General features: G+C 28.9%; 32 protein-coding genes and 1 tRNA gene. 23 read left to right on the forward strand and 10 right to left on the reverse strand.

Annotated features, from left to right (window positions below; all coding sequences use genetic code 11):
* Entirely contained in the window at positions 1-582 is a 582-nt protein-coding gene (gene lptC / locus EW14_RS04885; RefSeq protein ID WP_042851311.1) for an LPS export ABC transporter periplasmic protein LptC, read from the forward strand.
* On the opposite strand, the gene EW14_RS04890 is transcribed toward lptC, so the two are convergent.
* On the reverse strand, positions 579-1,205 hold the full coding sequence (locus EW14_RS04890; RefSeq protein WP_042850390.1) for a cofactor assembly of complex C subunit B: 627 nt from the start codon (positions 1,203-1,205) through the stop codon (positions 579-581). The genes lptC and EW14_RS04890 overlap by 4 nt on opposite strands.
* Positions 1,206-1,316: 111 nt before the next feature.
* On the opposite strand from EW14_RS04890, the gene EW14_RS04895 reads away from it, so the two are divergent.
* The 7 genes from EW14_RS04895 (at position 1,317) to EW14_RS10265 (ending at position 3,905) form a co-directional block, all read left to right on the forward strand.
* A complete protein-coding gene (locus EW14_RS04895; protein ID WP_042850391.1) occupies positions 1,317-1,628 on the forward strand; it encodes a hypothetical protein in 312 nt (103 codons plus the stop codon).
* 10 nt (positions 1,629-1,638) lie between these two features.
* Positions 1,639-2,199: a bifunctional adenosylcobinamide kinase/adenosylcobinamide-phosphate guanylyltransferase gene (locus tag EW14_RS04900; RefSeq protein WP_042850392.1), complete on the forward strand. Its 561-nt coding sequence runs from the start codon at positions 1,639-1,641 to the stop codon at positions 2,197-2,199.
* Positions 2,200-2,201: 2 nt separating this feature from the next.
* Entirely contained in the window at positions 2,202-2,684 is a 483-nt protein-coding gene (locus EW14_RS04905) for a tRNA (cytidine(34)-2'-O)-methyltransferase (RefSeq protein ID WP_042850393.1), read from the forward strand.
* Positions 2,685-2,713: 29 nt separating this feature from the next.
* A tRNA-Met gene (locus EW14_RS04910) sits at positions 2,714-2,787 on the forward strand.
* Between the two features lie 65 nt (positions 2,788-2,852).
* Complete coding sequence (gene clpS / locus EW14_RS04915; RefSeq protein ID WP_042850394.1) at positions 2,853-3,140, forward strand: ATP-dependent Clp protease adapter ClpS; 288 nt, start codon at positions 2,853-2,855, stop codon at positions 3,138-3,140.
* Positions 3,141-3,151: 11 nt separating this feature from the next.
* The gene (locus EW14_RS04920; RefSeq protein WP_042850395.1) at positions 3,152-3,403 is read left to right on the forward strand and encodes a DUF1651 domain-containing protein; all 252 of its coding nucleotides are present in this window, start codon (positions 3,152-3,154) and stop codon (positions 3,401-3,403) included.
* Between the two features lie 352 nt (positions 3,404-3,755).
* On the forward strand, positions 3,756-3,905 hold the full coding sequence (locus EW14_RS10265; RefSeq protein WP_197049540.1) for a hypothetical protein: 150 nt from the start codon (positions 3,756-3,758) through the stop codon (positions 3,903-3,905).
* Positions 3,906-3,928: 23 nt separating this feature from the next.
* On the opposite strand, the gene EW14_RS04925 is transcribed toward EW14_RS10265, so the two are convergent.
* Together EW14_RS04925 and EW14_RS04930 are read right to left on the reverse strand one after the other, a co-directional pair.
* A complete protein-coding gene (locus EW14_RS04925) occupies positions 3,929-4,318 on the reverse strand; it encodes a hypothetical protein (protein ID WP_042850397.1) in 390 nt (129 codons plus the stop codon).
* A 416-nt stretch (positions 4,319-4,734) separates the two neighbouring features.
* The gene (locus EW14_RS04930) at positions 4,735-5,094 is read right to left on the reverse strand and encodes a hypothetical protein (protein WP_042851312.1); all 360 of its coding nucleotides are present in this window, start codon (positions 5,092-5,094) and stop codon (positions 4,735-4,737) included.
* A gap of 77 nt (positions 5,095-5,171) precedes the next feature.
* Here EW14_RS04930 and EW14_RS10270 point away from each other — a divergent pair, with 77 nt between their 5' ends.
* Positions 5,172-5,324 (forward strand): hypothetical protein, encoded by a 153-nt coding sequence (locus tag EW14_RS10270; protein WP_197049541.1) that lies wholly within the window; start codon positions 5,172-5,174, stop codon positions 5,322-5,324.
* Between the two features lie 621 nt (positions 5,325-5,945).
* Here EW14_RS10270 and EW14_RS10275 read toward each other — a convergent pair.
* Positions 5,946-6,122, reverse strand: a complete 177-nt coding sequence (locus tag EW14_RS10275) for a hypothetical protein (protein WP_197049542.1) — start codon at positions 6,120-6,122, stop codon at positions 5,946-5,948.
* A gap of 190 nt (positions 6,123-6,312) precedes the next feature.
* On the opposite strand from EW14_RS10275, the gene EW14_RS10280 reads away from it, so the two are divergent.
* Both EW14_RS10280 and EW14_RS04940 read left to right on the forward strand, forming a co-directional pair.
* Positions 6,313-6,483 (forward strand): hypothetical protein, encoded by a 171-nt coding sequence (locus EW14_RS10280; protein ID WP_011862975.1) that lies wholly within the window; start codon positions 6,313-6,315, stop codon positions 6,481-6,483.
* A gap of 63 nt (positions 6,484-6,546) precedes the next feature.
* Complete coding sequence (locus EW14_RS04940) at positions 6,547-6,768, forward strand: hypothetical protein (RefSeq protein WP_042850400.1); 222 nt, start codon at positions 6,547-6,549, stop codon at positions 6,766-6,768.
* Between the two features lie 3 nt (positions 6,769-6,771).
* Here the strand turns inward: EW14_RS04940 and EW14_RS10285 are convergent, their stop codons facing one another.
* Entirely contained in the window at positions 6,772-6,930 is a 159-nt protein-coding gene (locus EW14_RS10285) for a hypothetical protein (protein WP_197049543.1), read from the reverse strand.
* A 304-nt stretch (positions 6,931-7,234) separates the two neighbouring features.
* On the opposite strand from EW14_RS10285, the gene EW14_RS04945 reads away from it, so the two are divergent.
* Complete coding sequence (locus EW14_RS04945; RefSeq protein ID WP_025881525.1) at positions 7,235-7,819, forward strand: peroxiredoxin; 585 nt, start codon at positions 7,235-7,237, stop codon at positions 7,817-7,819.
* 798 nt (positions 7,820-8,617) lie between these two features.
* On the opposite strand, the gene ftsH is transcribed toward EW14_RS04945, so the two are convergent.
* Positions 8,618-10,372, reverse strand: coding sequence for an ATP-dependent zinc metalloprotease FtsH (ftsH, locus tag EW14_RS04955; protein WP_042850403.1), 1,755 nt, complete (start codon positions 10,370-10,372; stop codon positions 8,618-8,620).
* A 131-nt stretch (positions 10,373-10,503) separates the two neighbouring features.
* Between ftsH and rpmF the strand changes: the two genes are divergently transcribed.
* Complete coding sequence (rpmF, locus tag EW14_RS04960) at positions 10,504-10,677, forward strand: 50S ribosomal protein L32 (RefSeq protein WP_025881531.1); 174 nt, start codon at positions 10,504-10,506, stop codon at positions 10,675-10,677.
* Positions 10,678-10,680: 3 nt separating this feature from the next.
* On the opposite strand, the gene EW14_RS04965 is transcribed toward rpmF, so the two are convergent.
* The 3 genes from EW14_RS04965 to psb30 are packed head-to-tail and all read right to left on the reverse strand — an operon-like array spanning position 10,681 to position 11,848.
* Positions 10,681-11,007: a DUF565 domain-containing protein gene (locus EW14_RS04965; RefSeq protein WP_042850404.1), complete on the reverse strand. Its 327-nt coding sequence runs from the start codon at positions 11,005-11,007 to the stop codon at positions 10,681-10,683.
* Positions 10,994-11,755, reverse strand: a complete 762-nt coding sequence (locus tag EW14_RS04970) for an HAD-IA family hydrolase (protein ID WP_042850407.1) — start codon at positions 11,753-11,755, stop codon at positions 10,994-10,996. Before EW14_RS04970 ends, EW14_RS04965 begins: the two co-directional genes overlap by 14 nt.
* Before the next feature lie 15 nt (positions 11,756-11,770).
* Positions 11,771-11,848 (reverse strand): photosystem II reaction center protein Ycf12/Psb30, encoded by a 78-nt coding sequence (gene psb30 / locus EW14_RS10680; protein ID WP_144010216.1) that lies wholly within the window; start codon positions 11,846-11,848, stop codon positions 11,771-11,773.
* Positions 11,849-11,930: 82 nt separating this feature from the next.
* Here psb30 and EW14_RS04975 point away from each other — a divergent pair, with 82 nt between their 5' ends.
* The 10 genes from EW14_RS04975 to fmt all read left to right on the forward strand — a co-directional run bounded on the left by EW14_RS04975 (position 11,931) and on the right by fmt (position 21,478).
* Positions 11,931-12,278 carry a YkgJ family cysteine cluster protein gene (locus tag EW14_RS04975; RefSeq protein WP_042850408.1) on the forward strand — a complete coding sequence of 116 codons (348 nt, stop codon included), beginning with the start codon at positions 11,931-11,933 and terminating at the stop codon, positions 12,276-12,278.
* Positions 12,275-12,601, forward strand: a complete 327-nt coding sequence (locus tag EW14_RS04980) for a TMEM165/GDT1 family protein (protein ID WP_025933559.1) — start codon at positions 12,275-12,277, stop codon at positions 12,599-12,601. The genes EW14_RS04975 and EW14_RS04980 overlap by 4 nt, the downstream gene beginning before the upstream one ends.
* Positions 12,602-12,913 carry a TMEM165/GDT1 family protein gene (locus EW14_RS04985; RefSeq protein WP_042850409.1) on the forward strand — a complete coding sequence of 104 codons (312 nt, stop codon included), beginning with the start codon at positions 12,602-12,604 and terminating at the stop codon, positions 12,911-12,913.
* A 72-nt stretch (positions 12,914-12,985) separates the two neighbouring features.
* Positions 12,986-15,211 carry an RNB domain-containing ribonuclease gene (locus EW14_RS04990; protein ID WP_042850410.1) on the forward strand — a complete coding sequence of 742 codons (2,226 nt, stop codon included), beginning with the start codon at positions 12,986-12,988 and terminating at the stop codon, positions 15,209-15,211.
* Positions 15,212-15,283: 72 nt separating this feature from the next.
* Positions 15,284-15,724 (forward strand): hypothetical protein, encoded by a 441-nt coding sequence (locus tag EW14_RS04995; RefSeq protein WP_042850411.1) that lies wholly within the window; start codon positions 15,284-15,286, stop codon positions 15,722-15,724.
* Positions 15,725-15,783: 59 nt separating this feature from the next.
* On the forward strand, positions 15,784-16,431 hold the full coding sequence (locus EW14_RS05000; RefSeq protein ID WP_042850412.1) for a DUF2996 domain-containing protein: 648 nt from the start codon (positions 15,784-15,786) through the stop codon (positions 16,429-16,431).
* Positions 16,432-16,511: 80 nt separating this feature from the next.
* Positions 16,512-17,684: a magnesium-protoporphyrin IX monomethyl ester (oxidative) cyclase gene (acsF, locus tag EW14_RS05005; protein ID WP_042850413.1), complete on the forward strand. Its 1,173-nt coding sequence runs from the start codon at positions 16,512-16,514 to the stop codon at positions 17,682-17,684.
* 31 nt (positions 17,685-17,715) lie between these two features.
* Complete coding sequence (locus tag EW14_RS05010; protein ID WP_042850414.1) at positions 17,716-19,140, forward strand: TldD/PmbA family protein; 1,425 nt, start codon at positions 17,716-17,718, stop codon at positions 19,138-19,140.
* A gap of 2 nt (positions 19,141-19,142) precedes the next feature.
* Positions 19,143-20,495, forward strand: coding sequence for a TldD/PmbA family protein (locus tag EW14_RS05015; protein ID WP_042850415.1), 1,353 nt, complete (start codon positions 19,143-19,145; stop codon positions 20,493-20,495).
* Entirely contained in the window at positions 20,492-21,478 is a 987-nt protein-coding gene (fmt, locus tag EW14_RS05020) for a methionyl-tRNA formyltransferase (RefSeq protein WP_042850416.1), read from the forward strand. Before EW14_RS05015 ends, fmt begins: the two co-directional genes overlap by 4 nt.
* Here the strand turns inward: fmt and EW14_RS05025 are convergent.
* Positions 21,475-22,185: a membrane protein gene (locus EW14_RS05025; protein ID WP_042850417.1), complete on the reverse strand. Its 711-nt coding sequence runs from the start codon at positions 22,183-22,185 to the stop codon at positions 21,475-21,477. The genes fmt and EW14_RS05025 overlap by 4 nt on opposite strands.
* Between the last annotated feature and the right edge of the window lie 27 nt (positions 22,186-22,212).

A 22,212-nucleotide genomic window follows, 5' to 3' on the forward strand; every position in this document is an offset into this window, starting at 1 on the left:
ATGCTTAGTTGCGCTCCAAATGTAATTGATGAAAATAAAATAACACAAAAAATAGACAGTTTAAATATGAATATTTTCTCTAAAACAGGAGAAAAAATATATTCAATCACCAGTCCAAATTCTAGTTTTAACAATATTAAATTAAAGTTCGAATTAAAAAAACCTATCATTAATATTTTCGATGGGGGGGAAATTAAATATATTATTAGTTCAGAAGAATCTACATTATCAGATAACAATAAACTCCTAAAATTAAAAGGGAATGTTAAATTAAAAACTCTTAAACAATATGAGGACATTTTATATGCAGATAAGTTTATTTGGAATATAGAAAAGACAAACTATCTATTAGAGGGAAATATAAGATTTGAAAATCAAAATATTATTTTAAATTCAGGAAAAGCCATATTGGGTTCAGATAATATAATTGAATTTTTTAATCCAGTAAAATACATTATAAGGGACCAAAATAACGATAATAAATATGAAATAAATTCAGAAAATGCTTACTATAATTTAAATACTGAATCAGTAAGTTTTAAAGCAAAAGATAAAAGAGTTAAATCAATAATTTATTTTTAAATATTATTTTTTGAAAATATATTACTAATTTTTTTAGACCAATTATTTATCCATTTTTCATCAGATTTAGTGAAACATTTAGTACTCCAGCCTCCGATTAATATAAAAGCCTTATTATTTATAGGTACAACTAAGATAGATGGAACATCGGCACAAAAATTAAAAAATTCATCTTTTCCTGGATAAAATTTAGTGTTTGCCAATGATATTAATTTCATATCTTTTATAGATCTTAGACAAGTTTCCCCAGGTTTAAATTCATTACATGAAGTAATTCCCCTCCTCAATATATTAACGCCATCATTATGGATTAATATTGCTGCAGCTGCTGTAGAAGTTAATATCGCTTCAGAACCCCATGCAAGTTCATTAATAACTTCATCCGGCATTTTTCTATCGAAGAGAAACTTATTTTCTCCTTTTAAAGCAACTTTATCACCCGCTAATGGTTCGAATTGTTTAAATAGAAAACCTATCAAAATAATAATTAATGAAGCTATTGCAGCTAACACTTGCGCTCTTTCAAGCTCAGGAGTGATTGTTTCTATTGAAATGAAATTTGCTATCTGAAAAATAAAGAGTATAACACCGACTGATATTAATGATCTCCCATTGAATCCCATATTTTAAATATGTTATTTCTAATTAAATTATGCAAATATTATATTGTTTAGTACATTTAAAATTACTCAAACATAACGTTTTTAATATATAATTAACCAAAACTTCTCAAAATGAACCAAAACATCAATAAATATATACTTTCCATTATCTTTACTGGCTTTATTTTTATTCTTATCCCTTCGACTACATACGCAAATGAAATTAATAGTATAAATGAATATTTTGGCGTTACTCAACAGAAGACTATTATAAATTACGAAAAAAGTCAGCCCTCATCTATCGACAACCCTGTAGTGGATCCAAATTTTAACACTATGAGATCAAAAGATACTGAGAGTTCAACCGCAACTTATATAGTTATAGGATTGTTAATTGCTGCGACAATTATTCCTTTAGCAACATGGTGGTATTTCTCTAAATAATAGAGAATTTATGAATGTCAAGAACTTTAGTATTAGTGAATATTCATCTTATATAGTTTTTATTACAGGGGGGACAAAGAGTGGCAAAAGTGAATTCGCGGAGCATCTTGCAAAGGAGGTAAACAATTTATCTTATGTTGCCTTATCTGAAAACAATTTGGATGATAGAGAATGGCAAGATAAAATTAATTTACATCGAAAAAGAAGGCCAAAAGATTGGAAATTAATAGAAACGACAGATCTATTAAATACATTAAGGAAAGAAGAAGGTCCATTATTAATAGATTCTATTGGAGGATTCGTTATGAAAAGTATTGGTAAGGAACAAAATGAATGGTCAACAAAAATGAATTCACTTATAAGTCTCTTAATGAAAAGAAAAAGTATAACGATTATAGTTGGAGAACAAGTAGGTTGGAGTTTGGTCTCTGAATATAAAATTGGTAATACATATATTGAAAGGATCGGCGAACTTCAAAAGAGAATAACCAAAATATCAAAAGATAATTGGCTGGCTATAAACGGCAGAGCAATCAAAATAGATGAAATAAGTATTGAAATACCTAATTAAAATTGGAAGTAGCTCTTTTTGAACCTAGAATCCCACAAAATACTGGTAATATTGCCAGATCATGTGCTGCATTTAATATACCTTTAAATCTTATAGAGCCATTGGGTTTTAAGCTAGAAGATAAATATTTAAAAAGAGCAGGATTAGACTATTGGCTTCTAGTTACAATTATTCAGCATGAGAATTTTGAAAAATTTTTTGCGCTAAAATCAACAAAAAGAATAATTTCTTTTAGTAAAAAAAATGGATTATATTTGAAGGATTTTAAATTTAAGCAAAATGATATTTTGCTATTTGGGAGAGAAGATTCAGGATTACCCGATTCCATTATTGATAAAAGCGACTTTTTAATATCAATATTTATGCCGAATATACAAACTGGAAACAATGATCAAAAAGGTGTTAGAAGTCTAAACCTATCTGTAGCATGTGGAATTGCTATATATGAGGCCCACAAACAAATAAATTTTCAAAATGGTAATTAAGTACAACCAATGCCTTACAATATTCCCATGTCTCGGTAGCTCAGCTGGTTAGAGCGGCGGATTCATAGCCCGCAGGTCGCGTGTTCAAGTCACGCTCGAGACATTTTCAATACTTTTAATTGAAGAACATAGTTAAATTTTTAATTTAATTAAACTATTAAAGACAAAATGTTTAATTCTCTCGGCACAGCCTTAGATCCAAAAAAATCTAAAGCAAAATATCCAGAAGCAAGAGTTATTGTTCTTGATGACAATTTTAATACTTATCAGCATGTCGCAAATTGTCTTCTAACAATAATCCCAAGCATGAGTGAACAAATGGCATGGGATCTAACCAACAAAGTTGACAAGAAAGGATCTGCAGAAGTATGGAGAGGTAATCTTGAACAGGCAGAGCTATATCATGAGCAACTATTCAGCAAAGGATTAACAATGGCTCCAATTGAGAAAACATAAAATAAGTAAGATTGACAGAAAATTTTTGGCTTATAAATTCGAATCGTTCAAGGGTTAAAAGGTTTTCAAAGAATAATCAAAATAAAGATAAATTTTTTGAATATATATTTATTGACTCTGGAAAAATTCTTGGTGTTTTAGGAAAAGAACCACCTCTTATGACAACCAGAGAAGAACTTAAAGTTGATAAAGCTAGAGATGAATGGAGAAAGTTAATCGCTCAAGGTTGGAGGAGAACCAATCCAGTTTGGGAAGACTATTAGTAACCTATGTTGTTACTAGGATTAGTTATATAAATTATGAGATTTAGAACGTAGTTAGCAGGTAAATTTAATGGCTTCAAAAGTAACAAAGCCATTCCTTGAGTCACATTAAATTCTTTATTTTTCATAAAAAATAAGTTTCATTTTAATTATAAAAAGACTGTCAAATACAAACTAGAAATCCTGAAAAAAAGATATAAAATCATTTATTTATTAAGGATTTTCAAGATATCTAATATCTAAAACTTATTTTAAAAAATTATAGATTTAGGATTACTTGTTATTTTTTTTTAACAAAAAAATCCACATTATAATTTAATAATTTCTACTATTTAATAGTTATAAATACAAAATGAAGTATCTCTTCTCAAGCAAAAGATCAAGAGCTTTATTTGGTATTGGAATAGTTGCTATAAGTATTGGATTAATATCAAAAAAAGTAATTAACTATCCAGCTGGAGGAGGTATGAAAGGTACTCAAGAAATAACCTTTAATATCTAGCCATTAATCATCTTACATTTTCCTTAATTTTTATATCCAGTCAACTTTGATAACTCTTTTAGTGAAAGTACACCTAAAATTAGTTTTCCATTTATTTCCCATGTGGGAAACCCTTTAATTTTTTTATCCATACATAATTGAGTTTGACTGTTGATGCCATCTCTTGCACATTCAACTACATTAAGTTCTCTATAAGCTTGCTTACCAAATAATTCACTTTGATTAAGGCAATTAGGACACCAATATGCTGAATATTTAACTACACCATTATCTTTAAGGTATTTTGCCAACTCGATTGATTTGCCAGTGCTTTCTGAGGTGACTATAAGTTCTCTCTGATTATTTAGGTGGGAGCTATCTACAACACTTGGTAAAGTAAGCAAAATAAATAGTGGGATCAATAGGCGTTTCATTTATTTACTACTTTTCCTCGATATTTTCTAACTATCTTATCAAGCAAAATTCGTATATCTTTATTTTTAAGTTTCTCTATTTGCTGAAGATTTTCAAAAAGATAACATATTTGATCCTGTGTATTTTCATTTAATTCACTTACTACCATTTATATTTAGATTTTTTATATTCTAATTTTAAATCAAAAGTAAATTTATGTACTTATTGTATTTATATTTTTTTATTGCTATTTTTTTAAAGCGGGCTAAGGTTCATATCTCCACGAGGATTTAGTCCGCTGAATTTCTGAAGATTCAATTTATTTTGGATCCCTCTTTAAGAAGTTGATTAGAAATATTCAAAAATATTTATCTTTGCTTAATTTCTAAATTCCATTGAAAAGCATTCTCATATAAACATTAATAGTGTGACACCTTCATTCAAAGATGTTGTTATTTCGCTTCATAATTTTCTTAAAATACTTAAACTCAATAAATTCATGCATCATTTTGATATCATCAGACAATACTTTTTTACTAACTGCATATTCGTCCACATTAAGTGGAGATTTATTATTTCCAAAAGATGTTTCGTGATCAAAAGAAAGGTTTATAAAATCTTTTTTATCAATTTGATTATAAGATTCATTTAACACGCCTCTAGACCTCAACGCTTCCTCAACCAATAAACCTGTAACTTTTGACTGACTAAACTCATTAGCTGCGCATAATTTTTCAATAATTTCATGCACTTCTTCACTTGGCAAAAAACCAATTCTTTTCCTCGGAGAGGGCATAGTTAAAAAAAAATTAGTGTCACACTTGCACATTATAAGTGTTGCACTATATTTGATTTAAGTCAACTAATTTTGCTATGCATATTTTATTATTTCCTGTCGGATTTATTCTTTGGTATCTAGCATATGAAGCGAAACCTATCATCAATGATGAAGTAAAACTTAATTGGGAAGAAAAAAATACAATTAAAAGAAATAAACTTTTAAATATAATCGACGAAAGCTTTTAAAATTTACTGTTAATCGATTTTGACCATTCCTTGTGCTTATTATCTAGATCTGAGATTAACTGTTTTTGATAAGTAAATTTTAGTTGATTTTCGTTAAGTGATTTTTTTGTGATAATCATCTGTTTCGAGAAAAAATAAGGAGTGTTAGAACTACTAATTTTCTTTTTGACTTCCATATAATGAATTCATCTATTTTTTTTATATGACTTAAAAGATTATAGTCTCAATATTTTTATATTCTTTTTATATTTCCTTTATATGTGTTTTTAGCACGTTTGTAAAAAATATTAGTTAATTGAATAATAAAGGCTATATTTAAAGAAAATATATGTTTTATCATGAATCTAAAGGAGAGAGGTATTACTGTTGGAGATTTACTAATAATACTAATAATAATCACTTCTACAATATTAATTAAATCATTTAGCAAGGATAAGAAAACGACACTTAATTATATTAATCAAGAGCAAGTTTCTTATAAGAAAAATTACTATCAAAAATTTATTTGAATAGCTTAAATAGATTATTTATAAAACTCTTAATTAATTCAATTGACTATTAAGTATATCTCTTATGTAAATTTCAAGAATTAATAATTATCAAACAATGAGTTTATGTATTTTAAATATTTTGATGAAATGATTTAGAACTTTCCCATTTCAAGTTATCCTTTAAATCATTGATATCATTTGAAATTGAAACTAAATTCACCATTTGAAGAATTTGACTTTTATTTAGCCTATTAATAACAATAAGTTTATTAAGCATTTCTAAAACAGATTTATCATTAATATTCATTGTGCGTATAAAAACTATGATCCTTCAATTCAAATACCTTATCTTATAATTTTAAAAATTTCATAATATATTTATGCTAAATATAAAAAATATTTATAAAATCATCAAAAATTAAACTCTTACTTATAAGAAAATATCCTATGCTCACTTTCTTATAAATTCGTTTATTGTAAAAAGAAAAAACAAAAAAATGAAAAAAAACTCCAAGAAAGAATACCTTAATAGAGATGAAATTAATGAGATGATTGAATCAGCTTTAAGGAGGCACAATAGAAGATCTACAATAATATCAAGTGTACTTGGCTGGATTCTAATAGGAGGTTATTCGTTTGGACTTTTTCAAGCAGTTCAAAATGTCTAATTAATCTTTTCTTTAAAGCTTAACTTACTAGATGATAAATTAATATAAGACTAAGAATTTATTATGAGCGAATATATTGAGGCAAATCTTAAAGTGATAAGAAAATATTTAAAAAAACGAAAAAAGTATATATCAAAATTAAATAATGCTTCGATTATGGAAGAATTCAAAGAATGGAGCAAAGATCCATTACCTGAGACAGAATCAATTTGGACTTTACCTGACTTAACGAGAAATGAAAGACTAAAAAATTTTTGTCGCTCAATTAAAAAGGAGATAAGATAAGTTTTAACTACCTAGTTGTATATGATTTACCTTTAAGTAAAAATAACCCGCAAATCCAACTATATTCAAAATTACGACAAAAATCCAAGCTCCAATAGGCTGATTAGAATCTAATTTTTTTATTTTAACTTTTTCCTTTAGTCTTTCAATATATTTAGCCATTATAAAAAATAATCAAAAGAATTTTTCTAATTATAGAGAGTTAAATTTAAAGGAATCTTAAATAAATTAAAATTTCTTTTAATTCGAATTTTTATTGTCAAGCCTGTTAATGGGATATTTAATTAACTCCTTTTTGAGATTTTTTAAAAGTTTATTGTGATTCAAAATTGTAAATTTCCTAGTAAAGGAATAATGCCATTTCATTGAATTAAAAAAAAAACTTGCTAATTCATTATTAATAAAATTATAATACTTATTACGGTCATTCAGACCATACATAATTTAAAAAAGGACAAATTTTTTCATGAGCTTAAGAGTTGGCCAAGAAGCACCAGATTTTAGTGCTACAGCAGTATATGATCAAGAGTTTAAGGAGATTACACTTTCAGGTCTAAGAGGTAAATGGGTTGTTTTATTCTTTTACCCACTAGATTTTACATTTGTATGCCCAACTGAAATAACGGCATTTAGTGATAGATACCAAGATTTCTCAGCTCTTAATACTGAAATACTTGGGGTATCAGTTGATAGCAAACACTGTCATTTAGCTTGGATACAAACCCCAAGAAATGAAGGCGGAATAGGTGATATTAACTACCCTTTAGTTTCTGACTTAAAAAGAGAAATTTGCCAGGCGTACAATGTTCTCAATGATGATGGAGAGGCCGATAGAGGTCTATTTCTTATCAATCCCGAAGGAGTAGTTATGCATACGACTGTTAACAAGGCTCCTGTAGGTAGAAATGTTGATGAAACTCTGAGAATTCTTCAAGGTTATCAATATGTTGCGGCAAACCCCGATGAAGTATGTCCAGCCAACTGGACCCCCGGGGAGAAAACAATGTTAGAGGATCCCAAAGGTAGTAAGGAATATTTTTCCGCCCTATAGAAGTATTAGAAATATTTAAGTAAGTATTGAGTAGTAAATAATTATAAAAAAATAAAAAATAAATATATTCAAAAAGGGGATAACATCCCCTTTTTGAGGTTTGGGTACGATCCAATCGCTTAAATTAGTTTTATATGATATGAAAGACCAGGTATAAAAAGAAATTTCTATGGCGACTAGGATAAAAATATTAATTAAGTTTAAGTCATTCAAACCAAAATATCTATAAATATGAAACTGATCATCAACACTTATATTATTAATTTGAAGATGCCAAAGATAGATAGAAATCAAAATAAAATTTACCAATATTATTTTTTTTAAGAGAAACCTGGATTTCTTAAAAATTAATGAGATAGAAATTAAAAATATGAAAAAACTTAGCTGCAGAATATCCGGTTTTGGTACATTAACTCCTTCAAGAAATAAATTAAATATAAGATCAAAATTTATATATATATAATCAGCTATTAAGTAAGAGAGGAATATTAAATTTATTGCTACTAAGAATAATAATCTTTTTCCTTTAATTATTTTTATACTATGAATTTTTTCCTTATTAAATTTATAGTATGTATAGTTTTTTAAAGAGTTTACATACACCAAAAATGGACATATTGCACCGCTCAAATAGTAAAGGATTGAATAAAAGGATATATCATTAATATTAAGTGAATACAAATTAAACCATTGTTTTTGTACAAATGGAAGAATAAGTATAAATGAAAGTGTAACTAGTAACTTCGTTGTATTGTTTTTAATTATCAAGAAAAATTTTTTTTATTTAAAACAATTAAATCAAACTTTCAACAATTTAGAAGTTGTTAATTTAAAAACTTTTTTATCTATAGTTTCTTGATTTAAAAGTATATCAACTAATTTATCTAGTAAGACTCTATTTTTTTTCAATATTTTTATTGAATTATTTAATGAAATTTTAGAAATATTTATGATTTCATTATCTATTTTGGAACTGGTATTTTCTCCTATGAGAGGCTTTCTTCTAAATAATCCATCTCCTAAATACATTTCATTATTATCAGAATCCATTGAAATTGGACCAATTATTGAAAATCCGTATTTCGTAACCATTTCCCTTACTATATTTGTCGCATAAGAGATATCATTTAACGCGCATTGTGTAATTTCACTTTTACCAAAAACTATCGTTTCTGCTGCTCTTCCAGCTAAAGCAATTTCAATTTTTGAAAATAATAATTTTTTTGATATCAAGCCACTAGAAATTACATCTTCGTCAGGGCATATTTTTGTATATCCTCCTATAGATCCAGATCTAGGCAAAATCGTAATTTTATCAACTGATTCAATTCCATTTCTCACAGCAGATACAATCGCTCTGCCTACTTCATTATAAGCAATAATTTTTTTCATATTTGGAGAAGTTATTAATGAACTTCTTAGGCCAATGGTAATTTTATCGAGAGCATTTTCTATATGAAAGTCACTGATTAATTTGGATTCATCTCTTGCACAATGAATAGCACTCTCATTCATCAAATTTGCAAGATCTGCTCCCGAAAATCCAACTGTTCTTGAAGCCCAATATCCTAAGTCGACTTCTCTTGCAAGTGGTTTGGAAAGTGAATGAACTGAAAGAATTTTTTTTCTTCCATCTAAATCTGGAAGCATTACTTCAATTTTCCTATCAAATCTACCTGGTCTTAATAATGCTGCATCCAAAATATCTGGTCTATTTGTTGCTGCTAAAACAATAATCCCGGAATTATCAGCAAAACCATCTAATTCAGTTAGAAGCTGATTGAGAGTTTGTTCTCTTTCATCATTTCCACCTCCAATTCCAGACCCTCTTTGCCTACCAATAGAATCAATTTCATCAATGAAAATTATACAAGGAGATTTTTCCTTAGCCTTAGAGAATAGATCTCGAACTCGGCTTGCACCAACACCAACAAAAAGTTCTACAAACTCTGATGCCGATATTGAAAGAAAAGGCACTCCTGATTCACCAGCAATTGCTTTAGCCAATAATGTTTTACCTGTACCTGGCGGGCCTATCAAAAGAACTCCCTTAGGTACTTTTGCGCCAAGATTTTCAAATTTCTTTGGTTCTTTCAAAAATGTTATTACCTCTTTTAATTCCTCAGCGGCTTCAGGGACACCAGCTACATCATCGAATCTCGTTTCTACATCATCAATAGTTACAAATTTAGCTTGATTTTTAGTAAAACCAAAGGTTCTGGAAGCTAATTTTGATGTACTCCTCAAGATTAAGACTATAGCTAATATAAAAATCAGGAAAAGACTTATTGAAGCAAATGAATTAGCAGCTGAGGCTTCTTTTCTACTATTGTTAATAGTAAGATCTACCTTATTTTCAGTAGCCTTTTCAAGGATTAATTGATCGTTGTAAAGGATAGGTATTTTAAATTTATCGCCATTTTTATACAGAACATCAATTTCTCTCTGCCTAGGATAAAAAAATATTGATTCTATTTTTCCCGTCTCTATATCTTCTAGAAGATCCGAATAACTTGATTTAGAATTTGAATATGAGAATTTTGATCTAAACACTAATCTTTATAAGTTATTAATAAAGCATATATGCTTATTTAAAAAATTGACGTATATAAACAAAATATACTCAAAAGTTTTGGAGATAACCAGTTAAAGGTTATATTATTATATGGAAATAAAGAAACAGAATGGCTGTACCAAAGAAGAAAAAATCAAAGAGCAAAAGGAACCAAAGACATGCTGTCTGGAAAGGGAAAGCAGCAATAGCAGCTCAAAAAGCTATATCTCTAGGTAAATCAGTTCTAACTGGGAAAGCTCAAGGATTTGTTTATCCTATTGAAGAAGAAGAAGAAGAAGAATAGCTTTTAAGATCCTAATTTAAATGCCTCAAGTATAACGGCATAAATTGCACCAATTCTTAATTTATCAACTACGGTCCATAGATAATAAAATTTTGAACTAGCGGCAGGTTTAATTCTTATAATGATTTCAATAAAAACAATAATTATTGGGACCATTATCAATTCATTTTTACCTTCAGATATGAATTTTGTAAGAAAATTTGCGAACAAAAAATAACCAGTCAAAACAGAAATTAGACCAACAGATTTTGTCCTCCAAGTATCACTTAGAAAACCAAAAAATAAATTATTTAACTGGTAGGTAATTCTTGAAAAATTAGTTTTTTGCATTACTAAAAGACACTAAATAATCACTTAAAAAACTATAGTCAACATATGATTTTTTTAGTTTAGGCCCTTTAATTACATTTGCCACATTATTCTCATCACCAAGACTGTCTAAAATACAATCTAATTTAATATTTTCCTCAAGAACTATTGGGATATTTGAAGGAACAAAAATTGTAGGCAAGTTAGCTGCCAAGGAAGATTTCAATCCAGGATTGGAGTCTTCAAAAACAATTGAGTTATTTTTGTTTATACCACTTAATTGGATTGCCTTTAAATATGGTAATGGATTTGGTTTCTTTAATTCAACGTCTTCGCTTGAAATAATGAACTCAAAAGGGTTGAAGCCATTAAAAAGATAATCAACAAGTAGATTGACTTGAATTCTTGAACTTGAAGTAACAATAAATTGTCTTACTTTTTTTCTATGTAATTCATTTATTAATCTAAAAACACCAGTTTTTAAACTAACGTAATTTTTTTTTATAATTTCTAAATAATGAAGCTGTTTTGTTTCATGAATTTTGAGAATTAAATCTTCTGAGAAATTATCATTATTAGATTTAGCGTAATAAGCTATCCTATTTTTGCCCCCATTTATCTTCAGAAGTTTTATGTATGTGTCAGTATCCCAATCCCAATAAATACCAAGGTCACTAAAAGCATTATTAAAGGCAGGTAAATGGGCCTCTAATTCAGTATTTGCGATGGTACCATCTAAATCCCAATAAACACCCTCCAGATAAGTCACCAAAAAGAATTTCTTTTATTTACGGTAAAAAACAAGAGCAATTATTGCTGGTCCTGCTAACGCAACTACAGCCAAAGGAATAAGTGTTGCCATGATTAATGAATATGTTTTGTGATACTATTTTTACAAATAAATGACGAAACTGTACTGATACGTTACAAGATTGAATTAAATTATGAAATCATGGACATGTATAGAAAATTGTGGAGCTTGTTGTAAATTCGACTTGAACGAAAGAAGCGATTTGGCTAACAAACTTAACAAAGATGATATAGCTTTGATAAATTCGATGACGGCTAAAGACGGTTGGTGTAAAAACTTGGACAGAGAAAATAAAAAATGCTTAATTTATGAAACCAGACCACATTTTTGCCGGGTAAATGAATTTTCAACTTCATTTAAAGGATATTTGAAATCTGGTGATAAATTTTTAATAGATTGCTGCAAACAACATATTTCATCAAATTATGGATACCAAAGTAAAGAGATGAAAACTTTTAGAATTGCTGTTTCAGGAAAATGAATAGTAAATTAGAAAAAAAAGAAAACAATATTGAAAAAAGTTTTTTTTCAATATTTATAACGACTTTTACAACAATTTTTATTGCTGAACTAGGCGATAAAACTCAGATAGCCACATTAATGCTTTCTGCTGAATCGGGCAGGCCAATAGTTGTTTTTCTTGGAAGTTCTCTAGCATTAATAAGCTCTAGCATAGTAGGAGTTCTTATTGGTAAATGGGTATCAAAAAAAATATCTCCTAGCAAATTTGCTTTATCTACTGGTACTTTAATGATATTGATAAGTATATTTTTAGCTTATGAAACATTCAAAAATTATTTATAAATGGTTTTAAGTTTATTACTATCAACATTTCTAACTGTTTTCATAGCTGAATTAGGTGACAAAACTCAACTAGCCACTTTAACTATAAGTGGCACTTCAAATAAACCATTAGCAGTTTTTCTAGGATCATCATCAGCACTTGTTATTGCAAGTTTACTAGGAGCTTTAACAGGTGGTTCTATTTCAAGTTTTTTACCCGAAGTAGTTCTTAAGTCAATAGCTTCCATTACATTTTTTATCATTGGTATAAGGCTTTTTATCAACTCTTTCGTCATTGAACAAGAAGAAAAAGAAGAGAAAGAAAATAATTAGTTTTAAGCTTGGATAATAAGGTGTAATAATGAAGTGTATACCCCTAAATTAATTTATAATTTCACTTAGATCATGTTCACATCATCTTCAATAATTGATAATCTTAATCAGGCAGAAGGGTTAGAATATAAAAAATTATGCAGATTATTAAAGATAACAAAGAAATCTGATAAGGATAAATTAGATATTGCGTTAACAGCTTTAGAAAAACTTGAAATAATTAATAAAAATGAGAATGAAGAATATAGCTGCATAAAAGATAGTGATCATCTTGTCGCTAAAATAAGATGTAGTAGCAAAGGCTATTGCTTTGCTGTAAGGGGGAAAGACAAAGAAGATATTTACATTAGGGAAAATCTTCTTAATTATGCATGGAATGGAGATAAAGTTTTAGTAAGGATAATAAAAGAGGGTTATAGAAGAAGATCACCTGAAGGAATAGTTGATTGTATTCTTGAAAGATCAAATCAAATACTTCTCTCTAAAGTTGAGATAATAAATAATGATGTATATGCAATCCCAATAGATGATAGGATCCTTTCTAAAATTAAACTTCCAAAAGAGAATGAAAAATACACTTTCAAACCAGAAAATAAGAATATAGTAAAAGTAGAGATTGATAGATTTCCCATAGGTCAAGAAGAAGGACTAGGCCATGTGATACAAGAATTAAAACTAAACAATAATGAGGAATTAGATACAGACTTTGTTTTATCAAAAAGTAATATCCCTAAATCATATGATTTAAAACATATTGAATCAAAAAAAATAGAAAAAAGGGAGAGGATAGATCTAACAGAAAAAAACTCTTATTTATTCAAAAGTTGGTATTCTGTCAATTCTCCGATGCTCCCTATGATTCAAATAGAGCAAGGGAAAAATAAAAGTACTAAACTATGGATACATACAAATAATCTTGCAGAAAGAGTAGATCTAAATAGTAAAAAATCCATTGAAATATTATTCAATGGCTTCGAATCATTACCCTTATTAAATGATTGGCAAAACTACCTTAGTGAATTCATAAGAAAAGATTCTGAATTTAAATTAGGGGAAAAGAATGAGGCAATTAGCCTCTGTTTGCATTTAAATAGTGATAATGAAATAACTGATTGGTCATTTCATCTTACTTTAGTAAAATGCTCTCTTATTGTCGGAAGTAATTATACTGACGAGCTTTTATCAAGAAAAAGTAAAACAAGAATAACCTCTCGTATATTAAAACCTATAAAGGAATATATCGACGATTTAGATAAAATACTGGAAATTTCATCTTCTTTAAGACAAAAACATCTTTTGGAGGGTAAGGTTGAAATGCCTGCACCACTCAATAAAATAAATCTATTAGAAGAATTTTTTATTCACAATCCAGCTGAATATTCAAAAGGATATTTTGAATCATTAAATAAAGAAGATTGCCAAACTTACCTTTCACCAATACTACATGAAGCGAATTTAATATGGTTCAAGCATTCAAATCACTGTGGCTTAAAAAGTGCGGGCTACGACATCTCAAAGGGAATAGATTATGTTAATGCAAATGAAATAATCAAATATTCAGAATTTATTGATAAAGATATAGAGCTTAATGAAGATGGAAATTTGTCATTTAGTCAAGTAATTAAATTATGCGGTGATGATAATAAAAAAAGAATCTTACATAAACTTTTAATTAATGAATTTAAGGAAAATCAAATAAGCTTGATTTCTAAAAAGCTTGATAATGATGAATCAGAAAAAATATTTATTTCTCCATGGACAATTCCAGGATTTGACTTTCTAAATCTTATTAATCAGTACTGCATTTTTAATATGATAATAAATGGTAAGAAATCAAAGAAAAATAATATTAATGCAATCAATATATCAGACAGTAATTCATTAGACTTAGTAAATTGGGATATATTTAATTCATCAATTTCAAAAAATCTAGATGTATTATTTAACAAGTTTATGATAGATAAACTTAATGAATATAAGTACAAAGTTAACCAATATAAATCTAATATGATAAATATTAAAAAAGTAAGAAAAGCCGAAAAATTATTAGGCAATATATATGGTGGATTTATTCTATCAGTGCAAACATATGGTTTTTTTGTTGAGATATCAGAACTAAATGTAGAAGGTTTAGTACACGTAAGCACCCTAAATAATGATTGGTACGAATATAGGTCAAGGCAAAATCTATTGATTGGAAGAAAATCAAAAAAATCATATAAAGTAGGAGATGCAATAGAAGTAAAAATCATAAAAGTAGATATTCTTAAATATCAAATTGATTTAGAATTAACATAAATAATTTTTTCAAAAAATATATCATGGAAATATTAACCCAAAGAAAAAAAATGAGGATAACTTTTTAGAATAATGATTAAGAAAAAATATTTATTATTAACTCTTTTTTTAATAATAATATTTCAAATTTTAATATATACAAATAATAATCAGAAGACTTCATTTAGATACTTTAAATGGACTGCCCGAGAAGTAAGTATAGGTAAGCTAATAAATATTTCATTTTTTTCTGGTTTATTTATGAGTGCTTTATTGAATACCACAATTACTAGTTTCAGAAAAAATTCTTTCGTAAATGTTGAAGATGATTTTATAGCTCAAAATAATGAGGAAAATATTGAATCAAAAATTGAAATGCCGCCACAAAGGGATATCAGAGAAACTCAACCAACAATTTCTGTTAATTACAGAGTAGTTAAAAATATGGATAATAATAATTCTAAAGAAAATCGAGATTCATCAAATAATCCTGATAAACAAGATGACTGGGATAATGCTGATAATGATTGGTAGAAAAATAAATTAATTAAAAAATGTTTTTTTAATTTATAATAAAATAAATAGTATTTTTTATGGAAGAAAACCTAGAACCAAATAATAAACCTACTAGTGAAATATTTGACAATGATACTAAATCCAATTCTGAAGAAATAAAAGAACCTAAATCAAAAGTACAAGATATTAATGTAAATAATTCTATTTCTCAAAATAATTCTGCTCCTAAAATTGATTTAAAAAGAGAAAATTCTTTACCAGCGGAAAATGATCCTAAAATTCAAAATAATTCTGCTCCTAAAGTTGACATAAAAAATGAAAATGATATACCCGTTAAAAATATTCCAAAACCCAAAAAAGAACTCCCAATAGAGAAAAAGCCTTTCCAAGAATTTATTAATACACATTTAATTCCCTCTTTAGTAGAAGAGATTAATCGAAGAGGATTAGAAATAAATTATATAAATCTCCAAAACACCAATAGACCCATAGCAGGAGATAAATGTTGGGTTATTAATTGTGAAATTAAAGATACATGCAACTTTTGGTTATCTTTTGAAAAGGACGATATAAGCTCTTCAAAAAGTATTTCTTTATCCAAACCAAATCAAACACCTAGCATTATTGAATCATTTCTTATTGACGAAAAAAGGATAACCCTCAAATTAATCATTTCAAGAGTATTGCAGAGATTAAATGGACAAAAATTGATAGGAGTTAATTAAAAAAAAGAATAACACCAAGTTAACTTTTCCCTCGAAAATACAAATAATAGTAAATAATAGTAATAACAAAACAGTTAAAGATGTCCCAATCAACTATTGAATCTACAAATAAAAAAGAAGTAAATAGAGGAAAAGCCCCAGCAAAGGAAACAATTTTGTCTCCAAGGTTTTACACAACAGACTTTGAGGCAATGGAAAATATGGATTTATCAATAAATGAAGAGGAATTAGAAGCGATATGTGAGGAATTTAGAAAAGACTACAATAGGCATCATTTTGTAAGAAATAGTGAATTTGAAGGTGCTGCTGAAAAGTTAGATCCTGAGACAAGAGAACTTTTTGTTGATTTTCTCGAAGGAAGTTGTACATCAGAATTTTCAGGTTTTTTACTTTACAAGGAGCTTAGCAAAAGGATTAAAGACAAAAACCCTCTTCTTGCTGAATGTTTTGCCCATATGGCCAGAGACGAAGCTAGACATGCAGGTTTCTTGAATAAATCTATGAGTGATTTTGGATTACAGTTAGATTTAGGTTTTTTAACAGCAAACAAGGATTACACCTATTTCCCACCAAGAAGTATTTTTTACGCTACCTATTTATCTGAAAAAATAGGCTATTGGAGATACATTGCAATTTATAGGCATCTTGAAAAAAATCCAGATAGCAAAATTTTTCCACTATTTAATTATTTTGAAAATTGGTGTCAGGATGAAAATAGACATGGGGATTTCTTTGATGCTCTGATGAAAGCACAGCCACGTACAGTTAAATCTTTAAGTCAAAAAATTACCATTGGCGGCTCTACCTTTACACACCCACTATTTGACTACTTCCATAGATTTAGATATTTTTTGAATAATCTTCCATTAACATCCAAGTTATGGTCTAGGTTTTTTCTATTAGCTGTATTTGCAACTATGTATGCAAGGGATTTGGGAATTAAAAAAGATTTCTACAGTTCACTAGGTTTAGATGCCAAAGATTACGATCAGTTTGTTATTAATAAGACAAATGAAACGGCAGCTAGAGTTTTCCCTGTAGTAATGGACGTTTATGATAAATCTTTTTATGGAAGATTAGATAACATAGTTGATAATAATAAGGTTCTTTCCGATATCGCAAGCAGTGATGGAAATAAAATATCTAAAACTCTTAAAAAATTACCTATATATTTATCAAACGGTTACCAGTTATTAAGACTATACTTATTAAAACCTCTTGATAGCAAAGATTTCCAACCCTCTATTAGATAATCTTTTATACAGAGAAGATTTATAAAGTCATATGCTTTCGTCACAAATCAAATCAAATGAAATCATTTTTGGTAGTTGCAATAAAGATTTATTAGAAGAAATTATTTTCTATGGGATAGGACTTGGGGCTGATTTTGTAGAAATATTTATAGAGAATACAGACAACTCAAGCGTTCTAGCTGAAGAGGATTTCATTACAAGTGTAAGTCCATCATTTGGAAGGGGTGCTGGTATTAGAATCTTCAAAGATAAAAAGGATGGATTTGTAAGTACAAATGATTTAACAAAGAATGGCTTGATGAGGTCGGTATCTCAGGCTATTGAGATGTTAGACATAACAGATAATAAAAAAATAGAAGTATTTAACGGTCTAGATAAACATAGAGACTATAGTTTATCCAAGAAAAAATGGATTAATGAAGTCCCATCGATTCATGAGATAAGTGAAAAACTATTAGTCAGCACAAAGTCTCTTAAAAAAAATAATAAAATAATCACTAGAAAAGGAAGTTACTCAAGAAATCTACAAGAGGTAATTATAGCCTCAAGCGATGGAACCTATGTTTCTGATATTAGGTTGCATCAAACAGTTGGACTTAACGTGATTGCAAGTGATGCCCAATACAGATCTAGTGGAAGTAGAAGATTTGGATCCTCAGGAATGCCTCATGAATTCAGATTATGGGATCACGAAAAAGCAGCTAATGATGTATTCGAAAGCTCAATGAACATGCTGTATGCAGATTATGTTGATGCGGGACAAATGCCTGTTGTATTAGCTAATAAATTTGGTGGTGTTATATTCCACGAAGCCTGCGGTCATTTACTTGAAACTACTCAAATAGAGAGAGGAACAACACCATTTGAGAATAAATTGAATGAAAAAATTGCACATGAATCTGTAACCGCAATAGATGAAGGAATTTCAGAAGGATCCTTTGGTTCATTATCAGTAGATGATGAAGGTATGGAACCCGAAAAATCAGTTCTTATAAAAGATGGAATTTTAAAAAAATTCATATCCGATAGGGCAGGTGAATTAAGAACTGGTCATAAAAGAACAGGAAGTGGAAGAAGACAAAATTATTCTTTTGCTGCAGCTTCACGAATGAGAAATACTTATATAGCTAAAGGTGAGCACTCGAAAGAGGATTTAATCAATAGTATTAGTGATGGTCTTTACTGCAAATCAATGGGTGGTGGCAGTGTAGGTGCTACAGGACAATTTAATTTTGCGGTAGAAGAGGGATATCTTATTAAAAATGGAAAATTAACTGATCCAGTAAAAGGAGCAACTTTAATTGGTGAGGCTAAAGAAGTTATGCCAAAAATATCAATGTGCGGAAATGACCTCGAATTAGCTCCTGGATTCTGTGGATCCATCAGTGGAAGTGTCAACGTAACTGTTGGCCAACCTCATATTAAGGTTGATTCAATCACTGTTGGCGGAAGATAGATATGAATTCAAAAGAAATAACAACTCAAATCTCTGAAGCTGCAGATTCTCTAAGTCTTAAAAAATGGGATTATGGTGCAAGCTTTTCTAATGATTATTCTGTGCAAGTAGATAAAGGTGAAGCTAAGCAACTTAAGGCATCACAAAAACAAATTTTAACTATAAGAGTTTGGAACGAATCTAATTTAGTTGGTATTACAACAACTAGTGATATCAGTGAATCTGGTATTAAAAAAGCTCTAAATCAAGCAAACATTGCATCTGATTTTGGCAATAAGAATGAAAGAACAGAATTCTCACCACTAGCCAAGGATCCTATTGAAGTTAAGGACTCAAAAAAAAGAAATCCTGTTGGAATAAAAAAATTACTTACTCTTTTAAGAGAAGCGGAAGTTAAACTATTAGAAAGCCATGATTCCATAAAATCTGTTCCGTATAATGGTCTATCTGAGAGTTTTTATGAGAGAGTGTATGCAAATAGTGATGGTGCCTTTCGGAGTTATACCAAAAGTCAAGCTGTACTTTATTTATATGCAAGAGCAGAGGAGACAAATAAGAAACCTCGTAGCTCAGGCTCTGTAAAACTTGGATATGGAGTTGAAGATATAGATATAGAGTCGTGTATTAAAGACGCTTCTAATAAAACAATTTCTCATTTGAATTATTCATCTATTAAAACTGATAAATATTTAATATGTTTTTCCCCAGAGTCTTTTTTAACGATCATTAATGCCTTTAGTTCAATGTTTAATGCTAGAAGCATTTTAGATGGAGTTAGCTTATCTAATAAAAATTCACTTGGAGAGAAACTATCTACAGAAGCACTTAATATTTATGATGATGGTCTTCACGAAAAGAATATTTCTTCATCACCATTTGATGGAGAGGGAACTCCTACCAAAAGACTATGTTTAATTAACAAAGGGAGACTTGAAAATTTTATACATTCTGAATCAACTGCAAGAATATTTAAAACAATGCCCACAGGCCACGCTGGACTAGGATCAAAAGTCTCAGTATCTCCTGATTGGATAGTAGTTGAGAAATCAGAGGAAAACTCAGATCTAAAAATATCATTAGATCACTCTACTTATGAGGGAGAATTTGTTTATATTGAAGAATTAAATGCAATCCATGCAGGTGTCAGAGCAAGTCAAGGTTCATTCTCACTTCCATTTGATGGATGGCTCTATAAAAACGGTAAAAAAATCTCAATAGAATCTGCAACTGTAGCGGGGGATATCAAATATCTTTTGAAGAATATAGTAAATATTGAATCAAACCAGGAAGTAACAACAAGTGGAATTTCTCCACATATATGGGTAGATGAATTATCAATAACTGGTGACGCGTGAGAATTATATTCTGGGGAACACCTGAATATTCAATTGCGAGCCTTGATATTTTTATTAAATCTAAGCACGAGTTAATTGGAGTAGTTAGCCAACCCGATAAGAAAAGATCTAGGGGAAATAAATTAATATCCTCACCTGTTAAAAGTTTTGCCGAGCAAGAATCTATAAAAATTTATACTCCAGCAAAAATCAGGGACAATATACATTTTATAAATGAACTTAAATCACTATCTTGTGATCTATTTATTGTTATAGCTTACGGAAAAATATTACCCAAAGAGATATTGGAAATCCCAAAATTTGGATGTTGGAACGCACACGCTTCATTACTTCCAAGATGGCGTGGTGCAGCCCCAATCCAATGGTCACTAATAAAAGGCGATGAATTTACTGGTGTAGGAATTATGAAAATGAATGAGGGACTAGATACTGGCGACTTATTATTGGAAGAAAAAATTAAAATTGGTAATGAAGATAATTTAAATACACTATCAGAAAAACTAAGTATTTTATCTGCAAAATTATTTTTAAATGCCACGTCACTACTCGAAGAAAATATTTATAAAAATACTAATTCTCAATTAACAAAACAAAATTCCCTAGGAAGAGAAATTACTTACGCAAGAATGATTGAAAAATCAGACTTTAGAGTTGATTGGGGTAATGAGGCAATTGAAATTTCTCAAAAAATAAGAGGATTATACCCACGAGCAAATACAACTTTTAGAGGTAAGAACCTAAAAATACTTAAAATCAAAGTTTTGAGTAGTGATGAAATTAAAAATGAAAAATACGTTTTCATGAGCAATTATTCAAGACCAGGTATTATTCTTGCTGTAATAGAAAATGAAGGAATAATAATTTCAACTAAAACTGATCCGATTATTTTGTTAGAAGCAAAACTTGAAGGCAAAAACATTTCTAGTAAAAAGCAATTGATACAACAGTTAAAGCCAACAGTAGGTGAATATCTCTCAGATTAAGATTTAGATTCTTTTTTAGAGAATCCCCAAATGAAAGCAAAAAGAATCAAAAAATAAAAATAATAGTCTGGAAGAATAGATTCTTTAATTAACGTATTTAGTAAAAGTTTAATCCCCACTATTAAAATTGCTACGTAACCGGCTCTTTCTAATCTAGAAAATATATCCAGAAGTTTTAGAAAAATCCCCGATGTAAACCTTAAGGCTAATACTCCAATTACTGCTCCAAATATAATTAATATGTATTGATCACTGATTGCTACTGCAGTAGTAATACTATCTATGGAAAAAGCAAAATCAGTAATTGAAAGAAGTGCTACAACCCTTAAGAACCTAAAATTATTTTTATTATTATCTGTCCCATTTTCAGTGTTTTCTATATCTGAATTTAAAAAAACATTTGAAAAGAATAAGTATATTAAATAAAAACCAGCAAAAACTCTAATAAGAATAAACTTTAGAAGAACATTAGATAATATGATCAGAATAATTCTAAATAATAAAGATATTGTTATGCCAATATTTAAGGCTCTTGACCTTAATTCTGAACTGTCGAGTGATTTAGTGAGAGAAGCTAATGCGACAGCATTATCTGCGGATAATAATAATTCTAGAGAAATTAATATTGGTAAAAGTGTAAAGATTTCGTACCAACTATCTACCTGATCTAGTGTGGGTATAAAAGAATTTATTGCAGCTGAATCCATCAAATATTATTCACAATCAGTATAAAA

It is taken from the genome of Prochlorococcus sp. MIT 0604 (assembly GCF_000757845.1).
GTDB lineage: Bacteria > Cyanobacteriota > Cyanobacteriia > PCC-6307 > Cyanobiaceae > Prochlorococcus_A.